Raw genomic sequence first — 16,652 nt, forward strand, 5'->3', positions numbered from 1 at the left:
ACCGAGCACCCGACCGCCCCCCGTCCCCCGCGGCACGGCGGGCGGTCGGGTGCTCGGTTGGGCCGCCCACCACGAGTTCATTGCATATCTGGTGCGACTGTCGCTGATATGCAACACTGGGGTGACGGCCCGGACGGGCCGCGCACCGTCGAACGAAGGAGCAGGCGTGCCGACCCATGACGTGACCAATCAGGCGCCGCCGCTGATCGGCTTCAACACCGCCGAGACCCCGATGATCGACGATGCGCTGCGGCGCGCCCACGTCGACGCGGCGCAGCTGGACGCGATCCACGCGCTCGGCGCGCTCGGCGGCACGGCCGAGGCCCTCGAATGGGGCGACCTGGCCGAGGCGCACCCGCCCGTCCTGAAGACGCACGACCGGTACGGCAACCGCATCGACGAGGTGGTCTACGACCCGGCCTACCACCAGCTCATGAAGGTCTCCGTCGAGCACGGCCTGCACGCCGCGCCGTGGGCCGAGGCCGACCCGAACGCGCACCTGGTGCGCGCCGCCAAGTTCAGCGTCTGGGGTCACGTCGATGCCGGGCACGGTTGCCCGATCTCCATGACCTACGCCGTGGTGCCGGCCCTGCGCGCCAACGCCGAGCTCGCCGCGCAGTACGAGCCGCTGCTCACCGCGAAGGAGTACGACTTCGGCCTCCAGGCGCCGCTGGGCAAGCGCGGCCTCATCGCCGGCATGTCGATGACGGAGAAGCAAGGAGGCTCGGACGTGCGCGCGAACACCACGCGCGCGATCCCGCAATCCGATGGGACGTACCGGATCACGGGCCACAAGTGGTTCACGTCCGCGCCGATGTCGGACCTGTTCCTCACGCTCGCGCAGACCGAATCCGGCGTCTCCTGCTTCTTCATCCCGCGCGTGCTGCCCGACGGGACGCGCAACGTCTTCGCCCTGCAACGGCTCAAGGACAAGCTGGGCAACCACTCCAACGCCAGCAGCGAGGTCGAGTACGACGACACCGTCGGCTGGCTCGTGGGCGAGGAGGGCCGCGGCGTCCGCACCATCGTCGAGATGGTCAACATGACCCGCCTCGACTGTGTGCTCGGCACCGCCACCGGCATGCGCGCCGGGCTCGCGCAGGCCACGCACCACGCCGCGCACCGGAAGGCCTTCGGCGCCGACCTCATCGACCAGCCGCTCATGCGCAACGTGCTGGCCGACCTCGCCGTCGAGGCCGAAGGCGCCACCACGGCCGGGCTCTGGCTCGCGGGCCTCACCGACCGGTCCGTCGCCGGAGACGAGGACGCCTCGCTGCTGCGCCGGATCGCCCTGGCCGTCACCAAGTACCACGTGTGCAAGCGCGGCCCCATCCACGCCGCCGAGGCACTGGAGTGCCTGGGCGGCAACGGATACATCGAGGACTCGCGCATGCCGCGGCTGTACCGCGAGGCGCCGCTGCTCTCGGTCTGGGAGGGCTCCGGCAACGTCGCCGCCCTCGACGTGCTGCGCGCGATGGCCCGCGAGCCGCAGGCCGTCGCGGCCTTCTTCGCCGAGCTGGACGCCGCCACCGGCGCGGACACCGCGTACGACGAGGCCGTCGCGAAGCTCAAGGGCTCCTTCGGGGCGCTGGACCTCACCGACCAGGTCGCGATGCAGTTCGGCGCGCGCCGCCTCGTCGGCGACATGGCCGCCGCGCTGCAGGGCTCGCTCCTGGTGCGCTACGGGCACCCCGCCGTCGCGGATGCCTACACCCGCACCCGCCTCGCGGGCGACCGCGGCGACGTCTTCGGCACCCTCCCGCAGGGCGTCGACACCGCCGCGATCCTCGACCGCGCTACGCCGAAGGTCGGCTGAAGGCTCCGGTGGGATCGACCGTCGCGCGCCCCGACCGATCGACGGTCGTGCGACCGGGCACGGCTCCCGGGTCCGTCGAACGGGGGACGACAACGCCGGCGAGACCCGCTTCAATGCGAAGCATGGAGAATTCCGCACCACGGCAACCGGATACGACGCACGGCCGTCGTTCGCCTGCATCGCAACTCCACCGATCACTGGGGCCCGCGTTGATCCTCGTCGGAGCCGTGCTCGCGGTGGCGTTCCCCGATCTCAGATTTCTGTGGTTCCAGGGGCGACCACTGGGGCTTCTGCTCGTGATCATCGGTCTGTGGGAGACCGTTTCGACGTTCCGAGCGTCGCGCTGACGCTCCCGAGTCATGAGGTCAATATCGGCCACATCGCCGGAGCGATGACGTCCTTGAGCTCAGCCCACGGGACGGTGATCCCGCGGTAATCGCCTTCGGCGTGCGATACACCGGCGAACACGACGAGCCCGTCCGTGCCGGGGATCCAATCGGCCATGTCGCGCGCCGGGTCCGAGAGGAAGGGGACGGTCCCGACCGCGGCCGCGTGTTGCTTCACCAGCGCGGCGAGCCGTGCCAGCCCGGCGTCCGGGGTGGCGAACAGATCCGTGAGCAGCACGGGGCGCGCGGTCTCCGTCGCGATGACGACCGTGCCGATCAGGGTGGTCGGGTGGGCCCCGCGCGAGATGTAGGTGCTCGTCAGGAGTACGCCCGCGACCACGCCCGGCCCGAGGCGGGTGACACCGGAACGACGCCCGTCCGCCAGGCTCCCGTCCCGGACAGTCATCGTCCCCTGGATCCGATCGGGGAGCTTCAGCTGTGGTTCGAGCGATGCTCGCATCGACGAGTTGAACCGCTCAGCGACCGCGGGCGACCCGCCGCTCACCGTCGGAATCCCGACGTCGAAGGTCACCGGGCCGTCCGTGCCGGTGCGCCGCTCCGTGCCCGCGGCGTACCCATCGCGGGCGGGCACGGTCGCCGCCGACGCGGGCGAGGTCGTCGACGGGCCGGCGGAGACCACCACGGAACCGGCGGAGGTACCGGTCGTGCCGGCGGGCTCGGCCGGGCGGTCGCCGCACGCCGTCACCACGGTCACCGTCGCCGCGACGAGGAGACCGGTGGCGACCCGGCGTGCGTCCATCGTCAGTTGCCCGGGGGCTCCGGCGCCGGTGTCTCCACCGGGCCGCCGCCGCGGCCGCCCGCGCCGGGGATGGTGAACTGGCCGAAGCCCGGGATGGTGATGGTGGTGCCGCCCGGCCCCGTCTGCACGCCCGGTGCCGACGGGTTCGACGGTGCCGGCGCGATCCCGTTCGACAGGTTCAGCGTGATCGTCGAGCCGGGCTGACTGAATCCCGACGGCGACGTGGATACGACGGTGCCGTTGGCCGCGGAGTTGTTGACCCACGCCACCGTGGTCTTGAAGCCCGCCGCCTCGACGCGGGACTTCGCCGCCGCCTGCGTGAGCCCGATGACGTTGGGGATCTTGCCGGGGCCGAAGCCGTCCTTGTACTTCGGATCCACCGGCGGCAGGGAGACCGGCCCGTAGATCGTCGAGATCGGCTTGAGCGCGGTGTACCAGGCCGTCGCCGGCTCGTTGCCGCCGTAGACGTTGCCGTCGCCGCACGGGCGCAGCGGGCTCGTGCAGATGGGCCCGGGGGAGTTGCCGTCGTTGTAGACGTAGCTGGCACCGGCGTACTGGTTCGTGTACGCGAGGAAGGCCGAGGAGCGGAAGGTCTCGGTGGTGCCCGTCTTGCCGGACAGCGGCAGCGTCCAGCCCGCGCGCGAGGCCGCACCGGCCGACGTGCCCGCGCCGCGGTCGTCGGCGCTGAGCGCGTTGGCGAGGGTGTTCGCGAGGCCCTTCTCGATGACCTGCTCGCACTTCTCCGACTTGTAGGGCACCGGCGTGGTCTCCGGCTTCCCGTCGGGCCCGACGGTCTGGATGCCGTCACTGTTGCGCTTGGGCTGCGTGATCGACTGGATCGGGTTCGCCGGGCACCAAACGCCGCCCGAGGCCAGCGTGGCCGAGACGTTGGTCAGCTCCAGCGCGCTCACCGCGGTCGGGCCGAGCGTGAACGACGCGAGGTTCTGCTTCTTGAACATGTCGGCGAGGCTGTCGTTGCCGAAGCCCGAGCTGCCGGGCTGGGTGTACGAGCGCAGGCCGAGCTTGACCGCCATGTCGACGACCGGGGTCACGCCCACCTGCTCGATCAGCTTGATGAACGGGGTGTTCGGCGACGTGGCGAGGGCCTGCGTCAGCGACATCGAGTACGGATAGGGCCCGGCGTTCTTCACGCAGTAGGAGTCCGACGGACAACCGGCGTAGCCACCGTGGCCCATGCCCTTGACCTGCACCGTGGACGGGACCGTCACGTTGGTGTCCAGGCCCATGCCCTTCTCCATCGCCGCCGCGACGGTGAAGATCTTGAAGGTCGAGCCCGCGCCGTCGCCGACCTGGGCGAAGGGCTCGGGCTGGACGGTCTGCCGCTTGCCCACGTCCAGGCCGTAGACCCGCGAGGAGTTCATCGCGACGATGTCGTGCGAGGTCTCGCCCGGCTTGATCACGTTCATGACCTGCGCGACGTTCGACAGGGTCGGGCTGGCGGTGGCGTTGAGCGCGGCCTGCACCGAGTCCTGCACTCGCGGGTCGAGCGTGGTGCGGATCGTGTAGCCGCCGCGCATCACCGTCTCCTTGGGGATGCCCGCCTCGGAGAGGTACTGCAGCACGTAGTCGCAGAAGTAGCCGCGGTTCGCGACCGCGGAGATGCAGCCGCCCGGGAGGGTGTTGGGGCGCGGCAGCACGCCGAGCGGCGTCCGCTTCGCGGCCTCGTACTCCGCCGCCTTGTCCGGGAAGTTCGCGACGAGGGTGTCGAGCACCGTGTTGCGCCGCTCGATCACGCCCTGCGCGTTGGCGTACGGGTTGAGCGACGAGCTCGACTGCACCATCCCGGCGAGCATCGCCGACTCCTGGATGTTCAGCTGCGAGGCGCGCTTGCCGAAGTAGGTTTGCGCGGCCACCTCGATGCCGTAGGCGCCGTTGCCGAAGGGGACCAGGTTGAGGTATCGCGCCAGGATCTGCTCCTTGGCGATCACCTTGGCCTTGGCGTCGTCGACCCCGTGCTCCTGCTTGGCGCGCTCGGTGAGCGTGCGCTCGAGGGTGAGCGCCATCCGCACCTCGCGGAGCTTGCGGGCCGGGGTGGTGGCGACCGCCGCGCGTCGGTCCGCGTCCGACTTCGCGAGGACGAGCAGCTGGTAGTTCTTGATGTACTGCTGGTCCAGGGTGGACGCGCCCTGCTGCACCTCGCCCGCGGATTGGTTCTTGAGGAAGGCGCGCACGGTGCCCTGGTAGTCGACGCCGTCGTGCTCCATGAAGCGCTTGTCCTCGATCGAGATGATCGAGCGCACCATGTCGGGCGAGATCTGATCGAACGGGACCTGCACGCGGCGCTGGTCGTACAGGTAGGCCATGGGCGCGCCGGTCGAGTCGGCGACCGTCGTGACCTCCGGGACCTGGCCCTCCAGCAGCTCGGAGCTGATGTTGTCGACGGTGTCCGCGGCGCGGTTCGAGATCAGGCCGAGCCCGCCGACGTAGGGGAACAGGACGCCGGCGACCAGCAGTCCGGCCAGCAGGACGCAGCCGGCCAGCTTCGCGATCACTCCGGGTTTCGACACGGTCACCAGGATACGTGCCGACCCGCCGTGAACCCCGGTCCCGACGCGCCGACCAGGCGATCGGTACGGGCGTGCTGGATTTCTTGGACCACTGTTCGATTTCCCTCGGCCCTCGACTTGTGTCCGTCGTGTGATTCAGGTAACACTATTGCAGACGATGTGGCGAGCACCTCGATCGGCCCCCCGCACACCTCCGGGATGGGCCGTCACCGGGTCCGGGCCGCACCACGCGAAAGGGGAGTCACATGACAAGTGCACGCGTTCTGGTCGACGACGAAGACCGCCTGGTTTGGGTTTCCAAGGCCAAGTGTCGCGAGGTCGATCCCGACGAGTTGTTCGTCCGCGGCGCCGCGCAGCGCAAGGTCGCCACCATTTGTCGTCACTGCCCCGTCCAGCTCGAGTGCGGCGCCGATGCGCTCGACAGCCGCGTCGAGTTCGGCGTCTGGGGCGGCATGACCGAGCGTCAGCGCCGCGCCCTCCTCCGCCAGCACCCCGAGGTCACCAGCTGGCGCTCCTTCTTCGAAGCTCAGCGCGACCGCAAGCGCGTCGCCGCGGGCTGATTCCCCGGCTCCCGTCCGGGAGTGACCAGGGCCTCGTACCGTTCGACGGTGCGGGGCCCTTTCGTTTGTCCAGCTACCTTTTTCGTCGTGCGAGCCGACCGGGGCTCAGGACCCGACGATCTGCTCGGCGACGGCCTGCAGCGCCTCGAGGTTCGCCACCTCGAACGGGAGCGAGGGCACCCCGACCACCGGCACCGTCGGGCAGCGGCCGACGAAGGCGCCGAGCATCTGGACCTCCCGCGCCGCGATCTCCGCGCGCCAGGCGTGCACCCGCAGCAGACCCTCCGCGGTGCGCGCGGCACCGTCGGGCCCGAGGCGGCTCGCGGCCTCCCGGGCCTGCTCCGCGCCGATCGCCGCAAGCCCCGGATGGGTGCGGTTGACGATGAGCCCGGCCAGCGGCATCGACTCGCCGGCGAGTCGTTCCACGAAGTAGGTGGCCTCGCGGAGCGTGTCCTCCTCGGGCGAGGCGACCACCACGAACCGGGTGCTGGGGCGGGCGAGGAGTGCGTAGGTCTGGTCGGCCCGCTCCTGGAAGCCGCCGATCAGGGAATCCATCTGCGAGACGAACGTCGAAGCGTCCGAGAGCATCTGGCTGCCCACGATGGTGGACACGAGCTTCAGTGCGATGCCCATGCCGCCGGAGACGAGCCGGCCGATGCCGCGGGTGGGCCCCGCGATCAGGCCCATCAGGCGCGAGTCCAGCATCGAGCCGAAGCGCTTCGGGGCGTCCAGGAAGTCGAGGGCGTTGCGCGACGGCGGGGTGTCGACCACCACGAGGTCCCAGCGGTCGTCGGCGGTGAGCTGGCCCAGCTTCTCCATCGCCATGTACTCCTGCGTGCCGGAGAAAGACGAGGCCACCGTCTGGTAGAACGGGTTCGCCAGGATCTCCTGCGCCCGAACGGGATCGGCGTTGGAGGTGACCATCTCGTCGAAGGTCCGCTTCATGTCGAGCATCATCGCGTGCAGCGTCCCGTCGCCCGGGACGGTCACGGCCTGCGGCTCGTTCGTCAGGTCCGCGACGCCCAGCGCCTGCGCCAGCCGGCGCGCGGGGTCGATCGTCAGCACCACGACCCGTCGGCCGTGCTCCGCCGCCCACAGCGCCATCGCCGCGGCCGTCGTCGTCTTGCCCACGCCGCCGCTGCCGCAGCACACGACGACGCGCGTGCCCGGATCCAGGAGCTGCGGGCCGAGTTTCAGGTCGATCATCGGACTCCCGCCTCGACCAGCGCGCCCGACAGCTCGCGGACGCCGTTCAGGTCCACGCCGCCGGTGAGCAGCGGCAGTTCCAGCCGGCCGGGAGCGTCGATCGCGTCCAGGTCCTCGCGCGCCTCGTCCTGCCCGCGCACCGTCCGCGCGAACTGGATGGTCTCGGTGAGCAGCCCGGCCAGGTCGTCGTCGGAGAGCGGCAGCCCGGCACCGTCGAGCGCGGCCCGCACGGCCGGACCGTCCACGGTCCCGTCGGCGGCGGCGTCGAGCTCCGCGTCGGAGAGCAGCTGCGGCAGCGAGCGGTTCACGATCACGGCACCGACCTTGAGGTCCAGCGCGTGCAGCTCCTTCACGGCCTCCGCGGTCTCCTGGAGGGGAAGGGATTCGAGCAGCGTCACCAGGTGCACGACGGTGTCGGGGGAGTGCAGCAGGCGCACCACGCGGTCGGCCTGGCCCGCGATCGGCCCGGCCTTCGCGATCTCCTTCATCGCCCGCGTGACGTCGAGGAACTTCCCGATCCGGCCCGTGGGCGGGGCGTCCACCACGATCGCGTCGTAGGTGTAGCGCCCGTCGCGCGCGCGGCGCTGCGTGCACTCCATGATCTTGCCGGTGATGAGGATGTCCTTGAGGCCCGGCGCCAGCGTCGTCGCGAACTCGATGGCGCCGATCGACTTGAGCGCCCGCGCCGCCAGGCCCATGCCGTAATTGGTCTTGAGGTAGTCGAGGAACGTGGCCTCGACGTCCATCGCCAGCGCGTGGATCTCCCCGCCGCCGTCGGCCGTCGCGATCTTCGTCTCGGTCGGGGGCAGCTCGTCCACCTCGAAGGTCGGGGCGATGCCGCCGCGGCCCTCCACCTCGATGAGGAGGACCTTCTTGCCGCCGGAGGCGAGGGCCAGGGCGAGTGCCGCGGCCACCGTCGACTTGCCGGTGCCGCCCTTGCCCGACACGAAGTGCAGCCGGGACTCCCGCAGCCCTTCCGGCCAGGTCGTCCCCGCGTCCTGCGCGACCCCGCCGGGGTCCGCCTCACTCACCACCACGTTCGGAGCATATCCATACCTCCGTACACGGCCGGGCCGTTAACGTGAACCTTCCCCGGCAATGCGACCGAGAACACGTTCTGCGCGGGCGTAGGGATCGCGCCTGTCGCGCCGCGCCCGCGGTGGATAGGGTGATGCCATGAGCGAGAAGACCACCTGGGAGTACTCCACCATCCCGCTGCTGACCCACGCCACCAAGCAGATCCTCGACACCTGGGGTGCCGACGGCTGGGAGCTCGTCACCGTGCTCCCCGGCCCGACCGGCGAGCAGCACGTGGCGTACATGAAGCGGGCCACGTCGTGACCGCCTCCGCGCGCCTCGCCGAGCTGGGCATCGTCCTGCCCGACGTGGTGCCCCCGCTGGCCGCGTACGTCCCCGCGACGCAGGTCGGCGACTTCGTCTACACCTCCGGCCAGCTGCCGATGCGCGACGGCGAGCTCGTGGCGCAGGGCAAGGTCAGCGAGAACCGCGAGGGCATCGTCCACCTCGAGGACGCGCAGTTCGCGGCCCGGCAGTGCGCGCTGAACGCGCTCGCGGCGATCCACTCCCTCGTCGGCATCGACTCGGTCAAGCGGATCGTCAAGGTCACCGGCTACGTCGCCTCGGCGCCCGGCTTCTCCAACCAGGCGCAGGTGCTCAACGGCGCGTCGCTGCTGCTCGGCGAGATCTTCGGCGACGCGGGCGTGCACGTCCGGTCGGCCGTCGGGGTCGCGGAGCTGCCGCTGGGTGCGCCCGTCGAGGTCGAGCTCACGGTCCAGGTATGACCGAGCACCCGGCGCCGGGGAAGCTGCGGCAGGTCACGCCCTACGCGGCGGTGCTGCTCTGCGACAACCCGTCGGTGATGACGCTCGAGGGCACCAACACCTGGATCCTGCGCGCCCCGGGGCGCGAGGAGGCCGTCGTCGTCGACCCCGGGCCCAAGGGCGACAAGAAGCACCTCAAGCGGGTCGCCAAGGCGGCGGGCACGGTCGCGCTCACCCTGGTGACCCACCGCCACGCCGACCACACCGGCGGCCTCAAGCGCTGGGAGGAGCTCACCCGCAGCCCCATCCGCGCCTTCTCCCCGACGTACTGCATCAACACCGCGACACCGCTCACCGGTGGCGAGGTGATCGAGGTCGCGGGTCTGCGGATCACGGTGCTGCACACGCCCGGGCACACCGCGGACTCGCTGAGCTTCCTGGTCGACGGTGCCGAGGGCGAGCCCGGCGCACTGGTCTCGGGTGACACCATCCTGGGGCGTGGCACCACGGTGCTCGACGCGACCGACGGCACCCTCGCCGACTACCTCGGCTCGCTGGAGTCGTTGTCGACGGTGGCCGCCGGCCGCGTCCTGCTGCCCGGCCACGGCCCCGACCTGCCCGATGCGGCGCCCGTCGTCGCCGCGTACGCGGCGCACCGTCAGGACCGGCTGCAGCAGGTCCGCGACGCGCTCACGGAGATGGGCGTCAGCGCAGCCGACGCCAAGCCCATGAAGGTCGTCAAGCACGTCTACCGCGACGTGGACAAGAAGGCCTGGCCCGCGGCGAAGATGTCCGTGAAGGTCCAGCTGCAGTACCTCGCCGAGCACGGCTGACGAACGCTCATGGCGCAGCGCTGGATCGACGCCGCCTTCCTCCGGGGCGGCACCAGCAAGGGCCTGTTCTTCCGCGAGGGCGACCTTCCGCCCGCCAGCCCCGAGAGGGACGCGCTGTTCCTGCGTGCGCTCGGATCGCCCGACCCGTTCGGGCGCCAGCTCGACGGCATGGGCGGCGGGCTGTCGTCGCTGTCGAAGATCGTCGTCGTGCGCGCATCGGACCGGCCCGGCGTCGACCTGGAGTACACGTTCGGGCAGGCCGCCATCCGCGAGCCGGTGATGGACTACTCCGGCAACTGCGGGAACCTCTCCGCCGCCGTGGTCCCGTTCGCCTTGGGCGCGGGACTGATCGCACTCGACGACGGTGCCCGCACCGTCGCCGTGCACAACACCAACACGGACAAGTCGATCCGCGTGCGGCTGGCCGTCGAGGACGGCGCCGCCGCGACCGAGGGGCCGCTCGCGATCCCCGGCGTCGCCGGGACTGGCGCGCCCATCGAGCTCGAGTACCTCGAACCGGGCGGCGCCCGGACCGGAGCCCTCTTGCCCGCCGGTGATGTGCGGACCGCGCTGCGCCATGACGGCCGCGAGTACGCGGCCTCGCTCGTCGACGCCGCGACGCCGATGGTCCTCGTCGAGGCCCGCGAACTGGGCGTCACCGGCATGGAGAGTCCCGACGAGCTCGACGCCGACACGGGCCTTCAGTCGCTGCTGGACGGGCTGCGCCGCGCCGGGGCCGTCGCGATGGGTTTGGCGGACCGCCCGGAAGAGGCGCCGCTCGCGGTACCCAAGATCGCCGTCGTCGCCGGGCCGCGGGCGGCGCGCACGATCGACGGGGCGGAGCTGCCGGCGGACGCGGCGGACGTGGTGCTGCGCGTGATCTCGATGGGGCAGACGCACCGGGCGATCCCCGGCACCGCCGCGCTGGCCGTCGCGGTCGCCGCGCGCCTGCCCGGCTCGGTGGTCGCGGAGGCGGCGGGCGCCGGGGGCGACGTGCGCATCGCCACCCCGTCGGGCGTGGTCACGGCCCGGGCCGTGGTGGCCCTACGGCCCGGCGGGCCGCACGCCGTCAGCGCCTCGCTACTGCGGACGGCCCGGCCCCTCATGCGCGGTCAGGTCGCCGTTCCCGACGTGTGATCCCGCGACTACCGGTCCCACTGACGAAAAGTCCGGTCATTCGTCTCAACGATCGTGAGAACGAATGACCGGACACTCTCGGGTCCAGTGCGCGGCGCTAGCGGGCGCGGCGCGCCAGACGCTCGGAGTCGGTGATCACCACGGACTTGCCCTCGAGGCGCAGCCAGCCGCGGTGCGCGAAGTCGGCCAGCGCCTTGTTCACGGTCTCGCGGGAGGCGCCGACGAGCTGCGCGATCTCCTCCTGCGTGAGGTCGTGCGTCACCCGAAGTGCGCCGTTCTCGTGCGTGCCGAAGCGCTGCGCGAGCTGCAGCAGCTGCTTGGCGACGCGGCCGGGGACGTCGGTGAAGATGAGGTCGGCCAGGTTGTTGTTGGTGCGGCGCAGGCGGCGGGCCAGCACGCGCAGCAGCTGCTCGGCGATCTCGGGCCGGTCCCGGATCCACGCGCGCAGGGCCTCGCGGTCCATCGTCATCGCGCGGACCTCGGTGATGCAGGTCGCGCTCGACGTGCGGGGGCCGGGGTCGAAGATCGACATCTCACCGAACATGTCCGACGGGCCCATCACGGACAGCAGGTTCTCGCGGCCGTCCGGGGAGCGACGGCCGAGCTTCACCTTGCCGGACAGGATGATGTACAGCCGGTCGCCGGGCTCGCCCTCGTTGAAGATGACGTGGCCACGGGGGTAGTCGACCTCGTGCAGATCCTTGGTGAGCGCATCGACCGCGCCCGGCTCGACACCCTGAAAAATGCCGGCCCGCGCCAGGACCTCGTCCACGGGGTACCTCGTTCCTTGATCGACGACCGTCGCAGGCGGACATCGCCGCGACCTGAAGTGTGAGTTTATGCAGCGTTCCGTGCAGATGTGGGAAATCGCACAGACGACTACTGGAAAGGTTACCCGTTCACATGTCGAAGGGCACGACGGCGTTCCGCATTCGGGCCGCTCGGGCCCCGACCGTACTCCTCCAGATCAGCTGGCGCGGCGCTCCGCTCCACCGTCGAGGTCGAGGCTGTCCACGGCCTTGGGGAGGCCGATGCGCGCCAGCGTCTCGACGTCGGGCGCCTCGTCGTCGCCGGTCGCGGGGGGCGCGACGGGCTCGGCGGTCACCCGCGTCTCGATCCGCTCCATGGACAGGGCGAAGAGCATGAGTACCACCGGGAACAGCAACCCGAGCAATCCTTGCATGCCGGACAGTAAACACAGCCAAGGTCTCGATACGGCAACGAACGAGCCACGGCACCGTCGTTAGAATCGGTTCCCATGCCCCCGGAGCCGGAAACCCACCTCGGACTGGTGCGCCGTGCCCGGCGGATGAATCGGACACTCGCCACCGCTTTCCCCCACGTGTACTGCGAACTCGACTTCACCGATCCGCTCGAGCTCTCGGTGGCCACGATCCTGTCCGCGCAATGCACCGACGTGCGCGTGAATCAAGTCACACCGGCGTTGTTCGCGCGCTACCGGACGGCCGCCGACTACGCCGGGGCGAACCGGGCGGAGCTGGAGGAGTACATCCGCTCGACCGGCTTCTACCGCAACAAGGCCACGTCGATCATGGGGCTCGGGCAGGCGCTCGTGGACCGCTTCGACGGCGAGGTGCCGCGCACCATGAAGGAGCTGGTGACGCTGCCCGGCTTCGGCCGCAAGACCGCCAACGTGATCCTCGGCAACGCCTTCGACGTCCCCGGCATCACCGTCGACACGCACTTCTCGCGGCTCGTGCACCGCTGGGAGTGGACCGAGGAGAACGACCCGGTGAAGATCGAGCACGCCGTCGGCGAGCTGATCCCGCGCAAGGAGTGGACCCTGCTGAGCCACCGCGTGATCTTCCACGGCCGCCGCGTCTGCCACGCCCGCAAGCCCGCGTGCGGCGTCTGCGTGCTCGCCAAGGACTGCCCCTCGTTCGGGACCGGGCCGATCGACCCCGCCGAGGCCGCGGACCTCGTCAAGGGCCCCGAACGCGACCACCTGCTCGAGATCGCGCCGCCCCCGCCCCGTCGGCGCCGCGTCCAGCCGGGGGCCACCCGGTGACCGAGCCCGAGAAGCCCGACGCCGGGCGTGAGCCCGCGCCCCTGCTGCCCGGCGAGCGGAGCCGCATCCCCGCCGGCGTGCGGTGGATCATCGTCTGCGCGATCGTCGCCGTCGCCCTGGCCGTGGCCATCTGGCCCCGCGGGAACGACGGCGCCGCGGCCCCGACGACGCCGGCGGCGGCACCGTCGACCAGTGCGAGCCCCGGCCAGCTCGCGGCCGCGCGCACCCGGGCCGCGCTGCCGCCATGCCCGGCGGGCATCGGCGCGACCGCCCTCGCCGGCAGGAACCTCACCTGCCTCGGCGACGGCGCGCCCGTCGACCTGGCGGTCCCGGGGAACAAGCCCGTCCTGCTCAACATCTGGGCCTGGTGGTGCGGGCCGTGCCGCGTCGAGCTACCCGTGCTCGCCGACGTCGCGGCGCGCGCCGGCGACCGGCTGACGGTGCTCGGCGTGCACGCCGACCCCAACGCGGTCGCGGGGCTGGACCTGCTGGCCGAGCTCAAGGTCGCGCTGCCCACCGTGCAGGACCCGCAGGGCGTCGTCGCGACGGCCCTCGGCGCGCCGCGGGCCTACCCCGTGACCGTTCTGTTGCGTTCCGATGGCACTGTGGCCGGTGTGCACGCCCAACCCTTCACGTCCGTCGACGAGGTGGCCGCCCTGCTGCGGACCGAGCTCGGAGTCACCCTGTGAGCGCGCCGCGGTGGCTGGACCCGCTGCTCGGCAACCTGGGCGACGTGGCGAGCGAGATCGAGCAGCGCGGCGGCGCCGTCGCAGCCCTGCAGCGCGTGCGGAACCCGCGCCGCGCGTCCGTGCTCATCCTGTTCGACGGTGACCCGTCCGCGTCCGGGGCGACGCCGCCCGACGACGCGACGGTGCTGCTCACCCAGCGCGCCTCCGCGATGCGGCAGCACGCGGGGCAGGTCGCCTTCCCCGGCGGCGCCCGCGATCCCGAGGACGCCGACGACGTGGCCGTCGCGCTGCGCGAGGCGTGGGAGGAGACCGGTCTCGACCCCGAATCGGTCGAGATCGTCGCCGAACTGGACCCGATCGAAGTGCCCGTCTCGGGCTTCCGCGTGGTCCCGGTCATCGGCTACGCGGCGAGCCCGCCCGAGGTCCGCGCCGTCGACCCCGCCGAGACGGCGCTGGTCCGGCGCGTGCCGCTGGCCGAGCTCATCGACCCCGCGCACCGGTTCATGGTGCGCAAGTCCTTCTACCGCGGCCCGGCCTTCGCGGCCGGCCCGATGCTGGTGTGGGGCTTCACCGGCGGCCTGGTGAACGCGCTGATCGGCGCGGCGGGCTGGGAGCAGCCCTGGGACACCGACGACGTGCGGCCGCTCACCGACGAGGTGCGCGCCGCGGCCGCCCGCGCCCTGACCTGGCAGGAGAGCGCTCGATGACCGGTTCGACCTGGGTCGACGTGATCGTCGTCGTCCTCATGATCCTGGCCGCGATCTCCGGCTACCGGCAGGGCGCCGCCGCGTCCGTGCTCGCCTTCATCGGCGTGGTGCTCGGCGCCGCCGCCGGCGTCCTGCTCGCCCCGCACGTCCTCGGCTCGGTCGACGATGCCAAGGGCCGCCTCATCCTCGGCGTCGGCCTGTTGGCCGGCCTGGTGATCATCGGCGAGCTCTCCGGCATGGTGCTCGGGCGCGCGGTGCGCAGCTCGATCCGCAGCACGGGCCTGCGCACCGTCGACTCCGGCGTCGGTGCCGTGGTGCAGGTCGGCGCGCTGCTGGTGGCGGCCTGGCTGGTCGCGATCCCGCTCACCTCGGCCGCCGCGCCGCAGGTCTCGCGGTCGGTCAACGGCTCGGCGGTGCTCGGCGCCGTCAACGACTTCGCGAAGGTCGTCGGCGCCGACGGCCTGCCGCAGAAGTTCTCCGCGATCATCGACGACTCCGGGCTGCCGCAGGCGCTCGGCCCGTTCGTGAACACCCCGGTGGTCAGCGTGGAGACGCCCGACCGGGTCGACTTCACCGACCCGGCTGTGCAGCGCGTCCGCTCGTCCGTGGTCCGCATCGACGGCCAGGCGCCGTCGTGCAGCCGCGCGCTCGAGGGCTCGGGCTTCGTGGCGACGCCGGGCCGGGTGGTCACCAACGCGCACGTCGTCGCGGGCACCCGCAGCGTGCAGGTCACCGTCGACGGGACGAAGAAGTACAGCGCGCAGGTCGTCTACTTCGACGCGCAGACCGACGTCGCGGTGCTGAACGTGCCGGGGCTGCAGGCCAAGCCGCTGCGGATCGTCTTCAACGGCGCCAAGCCCGGCGATCCCGGCTTCGTGCTCGGCTACCCCGGCGGCGGCCCGCTGACGCTGTCGTCGTCGCGGGTGCGCAGCCAGCAGACCCTCGAGGGACGCAACATCTACCGCGACGCGCAGGTCCGCCGCGACGTCTACCTGCTCCGCGGGCAGGTCCGCCCCGGCAACTCGGGCGGCCCCGTCTTCGACCGCGAGGGCAACGTGGTCGGCGTGATCTTCGGCGTGGCCGTCGACGACGCCGACACCGCCTTCGCGCTCACCGCCAAGCAGGTCGAGCCCGCGCTGCAGGCGGGGACCACCGCCACCGCCGGTGTCTCGACGGGGGCCTGCGTCAACCGCTAGGCCGCGCCGGGCGCGGGCCGGCGGCACCGTCGGACACGGGAGGTCAGGGGAGCAGGCGGGGCCCGGGCAGGCCCGCCAGGAAGTCCACGAGCTGCGGCCCGACGGTGCCGGGCGCCTCCTCGTGCGCGTAGTGCCCGGCGTTCTCGACGGCGCGGACGCGGTAGTCGGTCGCCCAGTCGTGGCTGGAGTAGACGGGCTGCGGCAGCACGTACGGGTCGACCTCGCCGCGGAAGGCGAGCACGGGGATGTGCAGCCGCTGGTTCATGCTGCTGAGGAACCGTGCCCCGTCGGGCCGGAACTGACTGCGCCAGGCCCAGCGGGCGTACTCGAGGGCGCTGTGCGCGGTGCCGGGGATCTGGATGGCGCTGCGGTAGCGGGGCAGGGCCTCGGCGTAGTCGGCGCTGCGCCGCCACGTCGCGCCGCTGCGGGCGGCGTACACGGCGCCGATCTCGGCACCGTCGTCGCGGACCATGCGGTCCTCCGCGACGCGGGGGAGCTGCGCGAAGGTGATGGGGCCGAGCATCGCCGAGCGCTGTTCCTTGTTCCGGAGAGCGGACCGCTTGAGCGCGATGGGATGCGGGGACGAGATGACCGCGATCGCGGAGACCACGCGCGGGTGCAGGGTGGCGGTGGCCCAGCAGCCGAGGCCGCCCTCGCCGTGCCCGACGAGCGCCGCCGACGTGTGGCCGAGCGCGCGGACGAGCCCTGCGACGTCGCCGGACAGGGTCCAGCCGTCGTAGCCGCGCGGCGGCTTATCGCTGTCACCGTAGCCGCGCAGGTCGAAGGCGACGGCCCGGTAGCCGGCCTCGTGCAGCTGCGGCAGCACGTGCCGCCAGCTCCACCAGAAGCCGCCGAAACCGTGCAGCAGCACCACGAGTGGCCGGTCCGGGGCGGGATCGGCGCCCTCGGGCCGGTGCTCGACGGCGTGCAGCCGGATGCCGTTGGCGCGCACGTCGAGGTGCTCCCACGGGCCGGGGAACCGGACGCTCGACGGATCGGGACTGGTCACCGGTGGTGCCTCAGG

The 16,652-nt window shown here is 71.9% G+C and carries 17 protein-coding genes; 10 read left to right on the forward strand and 7 right to left on the reverse strand.

Annotated features, from left to right (window positions below; genetic code table 11):
• Nucleotides 1–166 precede the first annotated feature (166 nt).
• The gene (locus LB823_RS20035; protein ID WP_224650621.1) at nt 167–1,816 is read left to right on the forward strand and encodes an acyl-CoA dehydrogenase family protein; all 1,650 of its coding nucleotides are present in this window, start codon (nt 167–169) and stop codon (nt 1,814–1,816) included.
• A gap of 357 nt (nt 1,817–2,173) precedes the next feature.
• Here LB823_RS20035 and LB823_RS20040 read toward each other — a convergent pair whose 3' ends face one another.
• Nucleotides 2,174–2,962 (reverse strand): hypothetical protein, encoded by a 789-nt coding sequence (locus LB823_RS20040; RefSeq protein WP_224650624.1) that lies wholly within the window; start codon nt 2,960–2,962, stop codon nt 2,174–2,176.
• A gap of 2 nt (nt 2,963–2,964) precedes the next feature.
• Nucleotides 2,965–5,490, reverse strand: a complete 2,526-nt coding sequence (locus LB823_RS20045; RefSeq protein ID WP_224650626.1) for a penicillin-binding protein — start codon at nt 5,488–5,490, stop codon at nt 2,965–2,967.
• A 245-nt stretch (nt 5,491–5,735) separates the two neighbouring features.
• Here LB823_RS20045 and LB823_RS20050 point away from each other — a divergent pair, with 245 nt between their 5' ends.
• Nucleotides 5,736–6,050: a WhiB family transcriptional regulator gene (locus LB823_RS20050; protein ID WP_224650628.1), complete on the forward strand. Its 315-nt coding sequence runs from the start codon at nt 5,736–5,738 to the stop codon at nt 6,048–6,050.
• 105 nt (nt 6,051–6,155) lie between these two features.
• On the opposite strand, the gene LB823_RS20055 is transcribed toward LB823_RS20050, so the two are convergent.
• On the reverse strand, nt 6,156–7,256 hold the full coding sequence (locus tag LB823_RS20055; protein WP_224650630.1) for an ArsA family ATPase: 1,101 nt from the start codon (nt 7,254–7,256) through the stop codon (nt 6,156–6,158).
• On the reverse strand, nt 7,253–8,293 hold the full coding sequence (locus LB823_RS20060) for an ArsA-related P-loop ATPase (protein ID WP_224650632.1): 1,041 nt from the start codon (nt 8,291–8,293) through the stop codon (nt 7,253–7,255). The genes LB823_RS20055 and LB823_RS20060 overlap by 4 nt, the downstream gene beginning before the upstream one ends.
• A 139-nt stretch (nt 8,294–8,432) precedes the next feature.
• Between LB823_RS20060 and LB823_RS20065 the strand changes: the two genes are divergently transcribed.
• The 4 genes from LB823_RS20065 to LB823_RS20080 are packed head-to-tail and all read left to right on the forward strand — an operon-like array spanning nt 8,433 to nt 11,007.
• Nucleotides 8,433–8,597, forward strand: a complete 165-nt coding sequence (locus LB823_RS20065; RefSeq protein WP_019201840.1) for a DUF4177 domain-containing protein — start codon at nt 8,433–8,435, stop codon at nt 8,595–8,597.
• Nucleotides 8,594–9,058 carry a RidA family protein gene (locus LB823_RS20070; RefSeq protein ID WP_224650635.1) on the forward strand — a complete coding sequence of 155 codons (465 nt, stop codon included), beginning with the start codon at nt 8,594–8,596 and terminating at the stop codon, nt 9,056–9,058. The genes LB823_RS20065 and LB823_RS20070 overlap by 4 nt, the downstream gene beginning before the upstream one ends.
• On the forward strand, nt 9,055–9,870 hold the full coding sequence (locus LB823_RS20075) for an MBL fold metallo-hydrolase (RefSeq protein ID WP_224650637.1): 816 nt from the start codon (nt 9,055–9,057) through the stop codon (nt 9,868–9,870). Before LB823_RS20070 ends, LB823_RS20075 begins: the two co-directional genes overlap by 4 nt.
• A 9-nt stretch (nt 9,871–9,879) precedes the next feature.
• Entirely contained in the window at nt 9,880–11,007 is a 1,128-nt protein-coding gene (locus LB823_RS20080) for a PrpF domain-containing protein (protein ID WP_224650639.1), read from the forward strand.
• 97 nt (nt 11,008–11,104) lie between these two features.
• Here LB823_RS20080 and LB823_RS20085 read toward each other — a convergent pair whose 3' ends face one another.
• Entirely contained in the window at nt 11,105–11,779 is a 675-nt protein-coding gene (locus LB823_RS20085) for a Crp/Fnr family transcriptional regulator (protein WP_068523121.1), read from the reverse strand.
• Nucleotides 11,780–11,974: 195 nt separating this feature from the next.
• Nucleotides 11,975–12,190 carry a hypothetical protein gene (locus tag LB823_RS20090; protein WP_224650641.1) on the reverse strand — a complete coding sequence of 72 codons (216 nt, stop codon included), beginning with the start codon at nt 12,188–12,190 and terminating at the stop codon, nt 11,975–11,977.
• A 75-nt stretch (nt 12,191–12,265) separates the two neighbouring features.
• On the opposite strand from LB823_RS20090, the gene nth reads away from it, so the two are divergent.
• The 4 genes from nth to LB823_RS20110 are packed head-to-tail and all read left to right on the forward strand — an operon-like array spanning nt 12,266 to nt 15,628.
• A complete protein-coding gene (gene nth / locus LB823_RS20095; protein ID WP_224650643.1) occupies nt 12,266–13,036 on the forward strand; it encodes an endonuclease III in 771 nt (256 codons plus the stop codon).
• Nucleotides 13,033–13,725, forward strand: coding sequence for a TlpA family protein disulfide reductase (locus LB823_RS20100; protein WP_374201358.1), 693 nt, complete (start codon nt 13,033–13,035; stop codon nt 13,723–13,725). The genes nth and LB823_RS20100 overlap by 4 nt, the downstream gene beginning before the upstream one ends.
• A complete protein-coding gene (locus LB823_RS20105) occupies nt 13,722–14,432 on the forward strand; it encodes a CoA pyrophosphatase (RefSeq protein ID WP_224650645.1) in 711 nt (236 codons plus the stop codon). Before LB823_RS20100 ends, LB823_RS20105 begins: the two co-directional genes overlap by 4 nt.
• A complete protein-coding gene (locus tag LB823_RS20110) occupies nt 14,429–15,628 on the forward strand; it encodes a MarP family serine protease (protein WP_224650647.1) in 1,200 nt (399 codons plus the stop codon). Before LB823_RS20105 ends, LB823_RS20110 begins: the two co-directional genes overlap by 4 nt.
• Before the next feature lie 43 nt (nt 15,629–15,671).
• Here LB823_RS20110 and LB823_RS20115 read toward each other — a convergent pair whose 3' ends face one another.
• The gene (locus LB823_RS20115; protein ID WP_224650650.1) at nt 15,672–16,637 is read right to left on the reverse strand and encodes an alpha/beta fold hydrolase; all 966 of its coding nucleotides are present in this window, start codon (nt 16,635–16,637) and stop codon (nt 15,672–15,674) included.
• Nucleotides 16,638–16,652: the final 15 nt, after the last annotated feature.

It is taken from the genome of Tsukamurella sp. M9C (assembly GCF_020169415.1).
GTDB lineage: Bacteria > Actinomycetota > Actinomycetes > Mycobacteriales > Mycobacteriaceae > Tsukamurella.

Coding starts and splice junctions, on each gene's coding strand:
- LB823_RS20110 (WP_224650647.1), top strand. CDS start 14,429: ATGACCGGTTCGACCTGGGTCGACGTGATCGTCGTCGTCCTCATGATC.
- LB823_RS20075 (WP_224650637.1), top strand. CDS start 9,055: ATGACCGAGCACCCGGCGCCGGGGAAGCTGCGGCAGGTCACGCCCTAC.
- LB823_RS20050 (WP_224650628.1), top strand. CDS start 5,736: ATGACAAGTGCACGCGTTCTGGTCGACGACGAAGACCGCCTGGTTTGG.
- LB823_RS20055 (WP_224650630.1), bottom strand. CDS start 7,256: ATGATCGACCTGAAACTCGGCCCGCAGCTCCTGGATCCGGGCACGCGC.
- LB823_RS20090 (WP_224650641.1), bottom strand. CDS start 12,190: ATGCAAGGATTGCTCGGGTTGCTGTTCCCGGTGGTACTCATGCTCTTC.
- LB823_RS20065 (WP_019201840.1), top strand. CDS start 8,433: ATGAGCGAGAAGACCACCTGGGAGTACTCCACCATCCCGCTGCTGACC.
- nth (WP_224650643.1), top strand. CDS start 12,266: ATGCCCCCGGAGCCGGAAACCCACCTCGGACTGGTGCGCCGTGCCCGG.
- LB823_RS20080 (WP_224650639.1), top strand. CDS start 9,880: ATGGCGCAGCGCTGGATCGACGCCGCCTTCCTCCGGGGCGGCACCAGC.
- LB823_RS20040 (WP_224650624.1), bottom strand. CDS start 2,962: ATGGACGCACGCCGGGTCGCCACCGGTCTCCTCGTCGCGGCGACGGTG.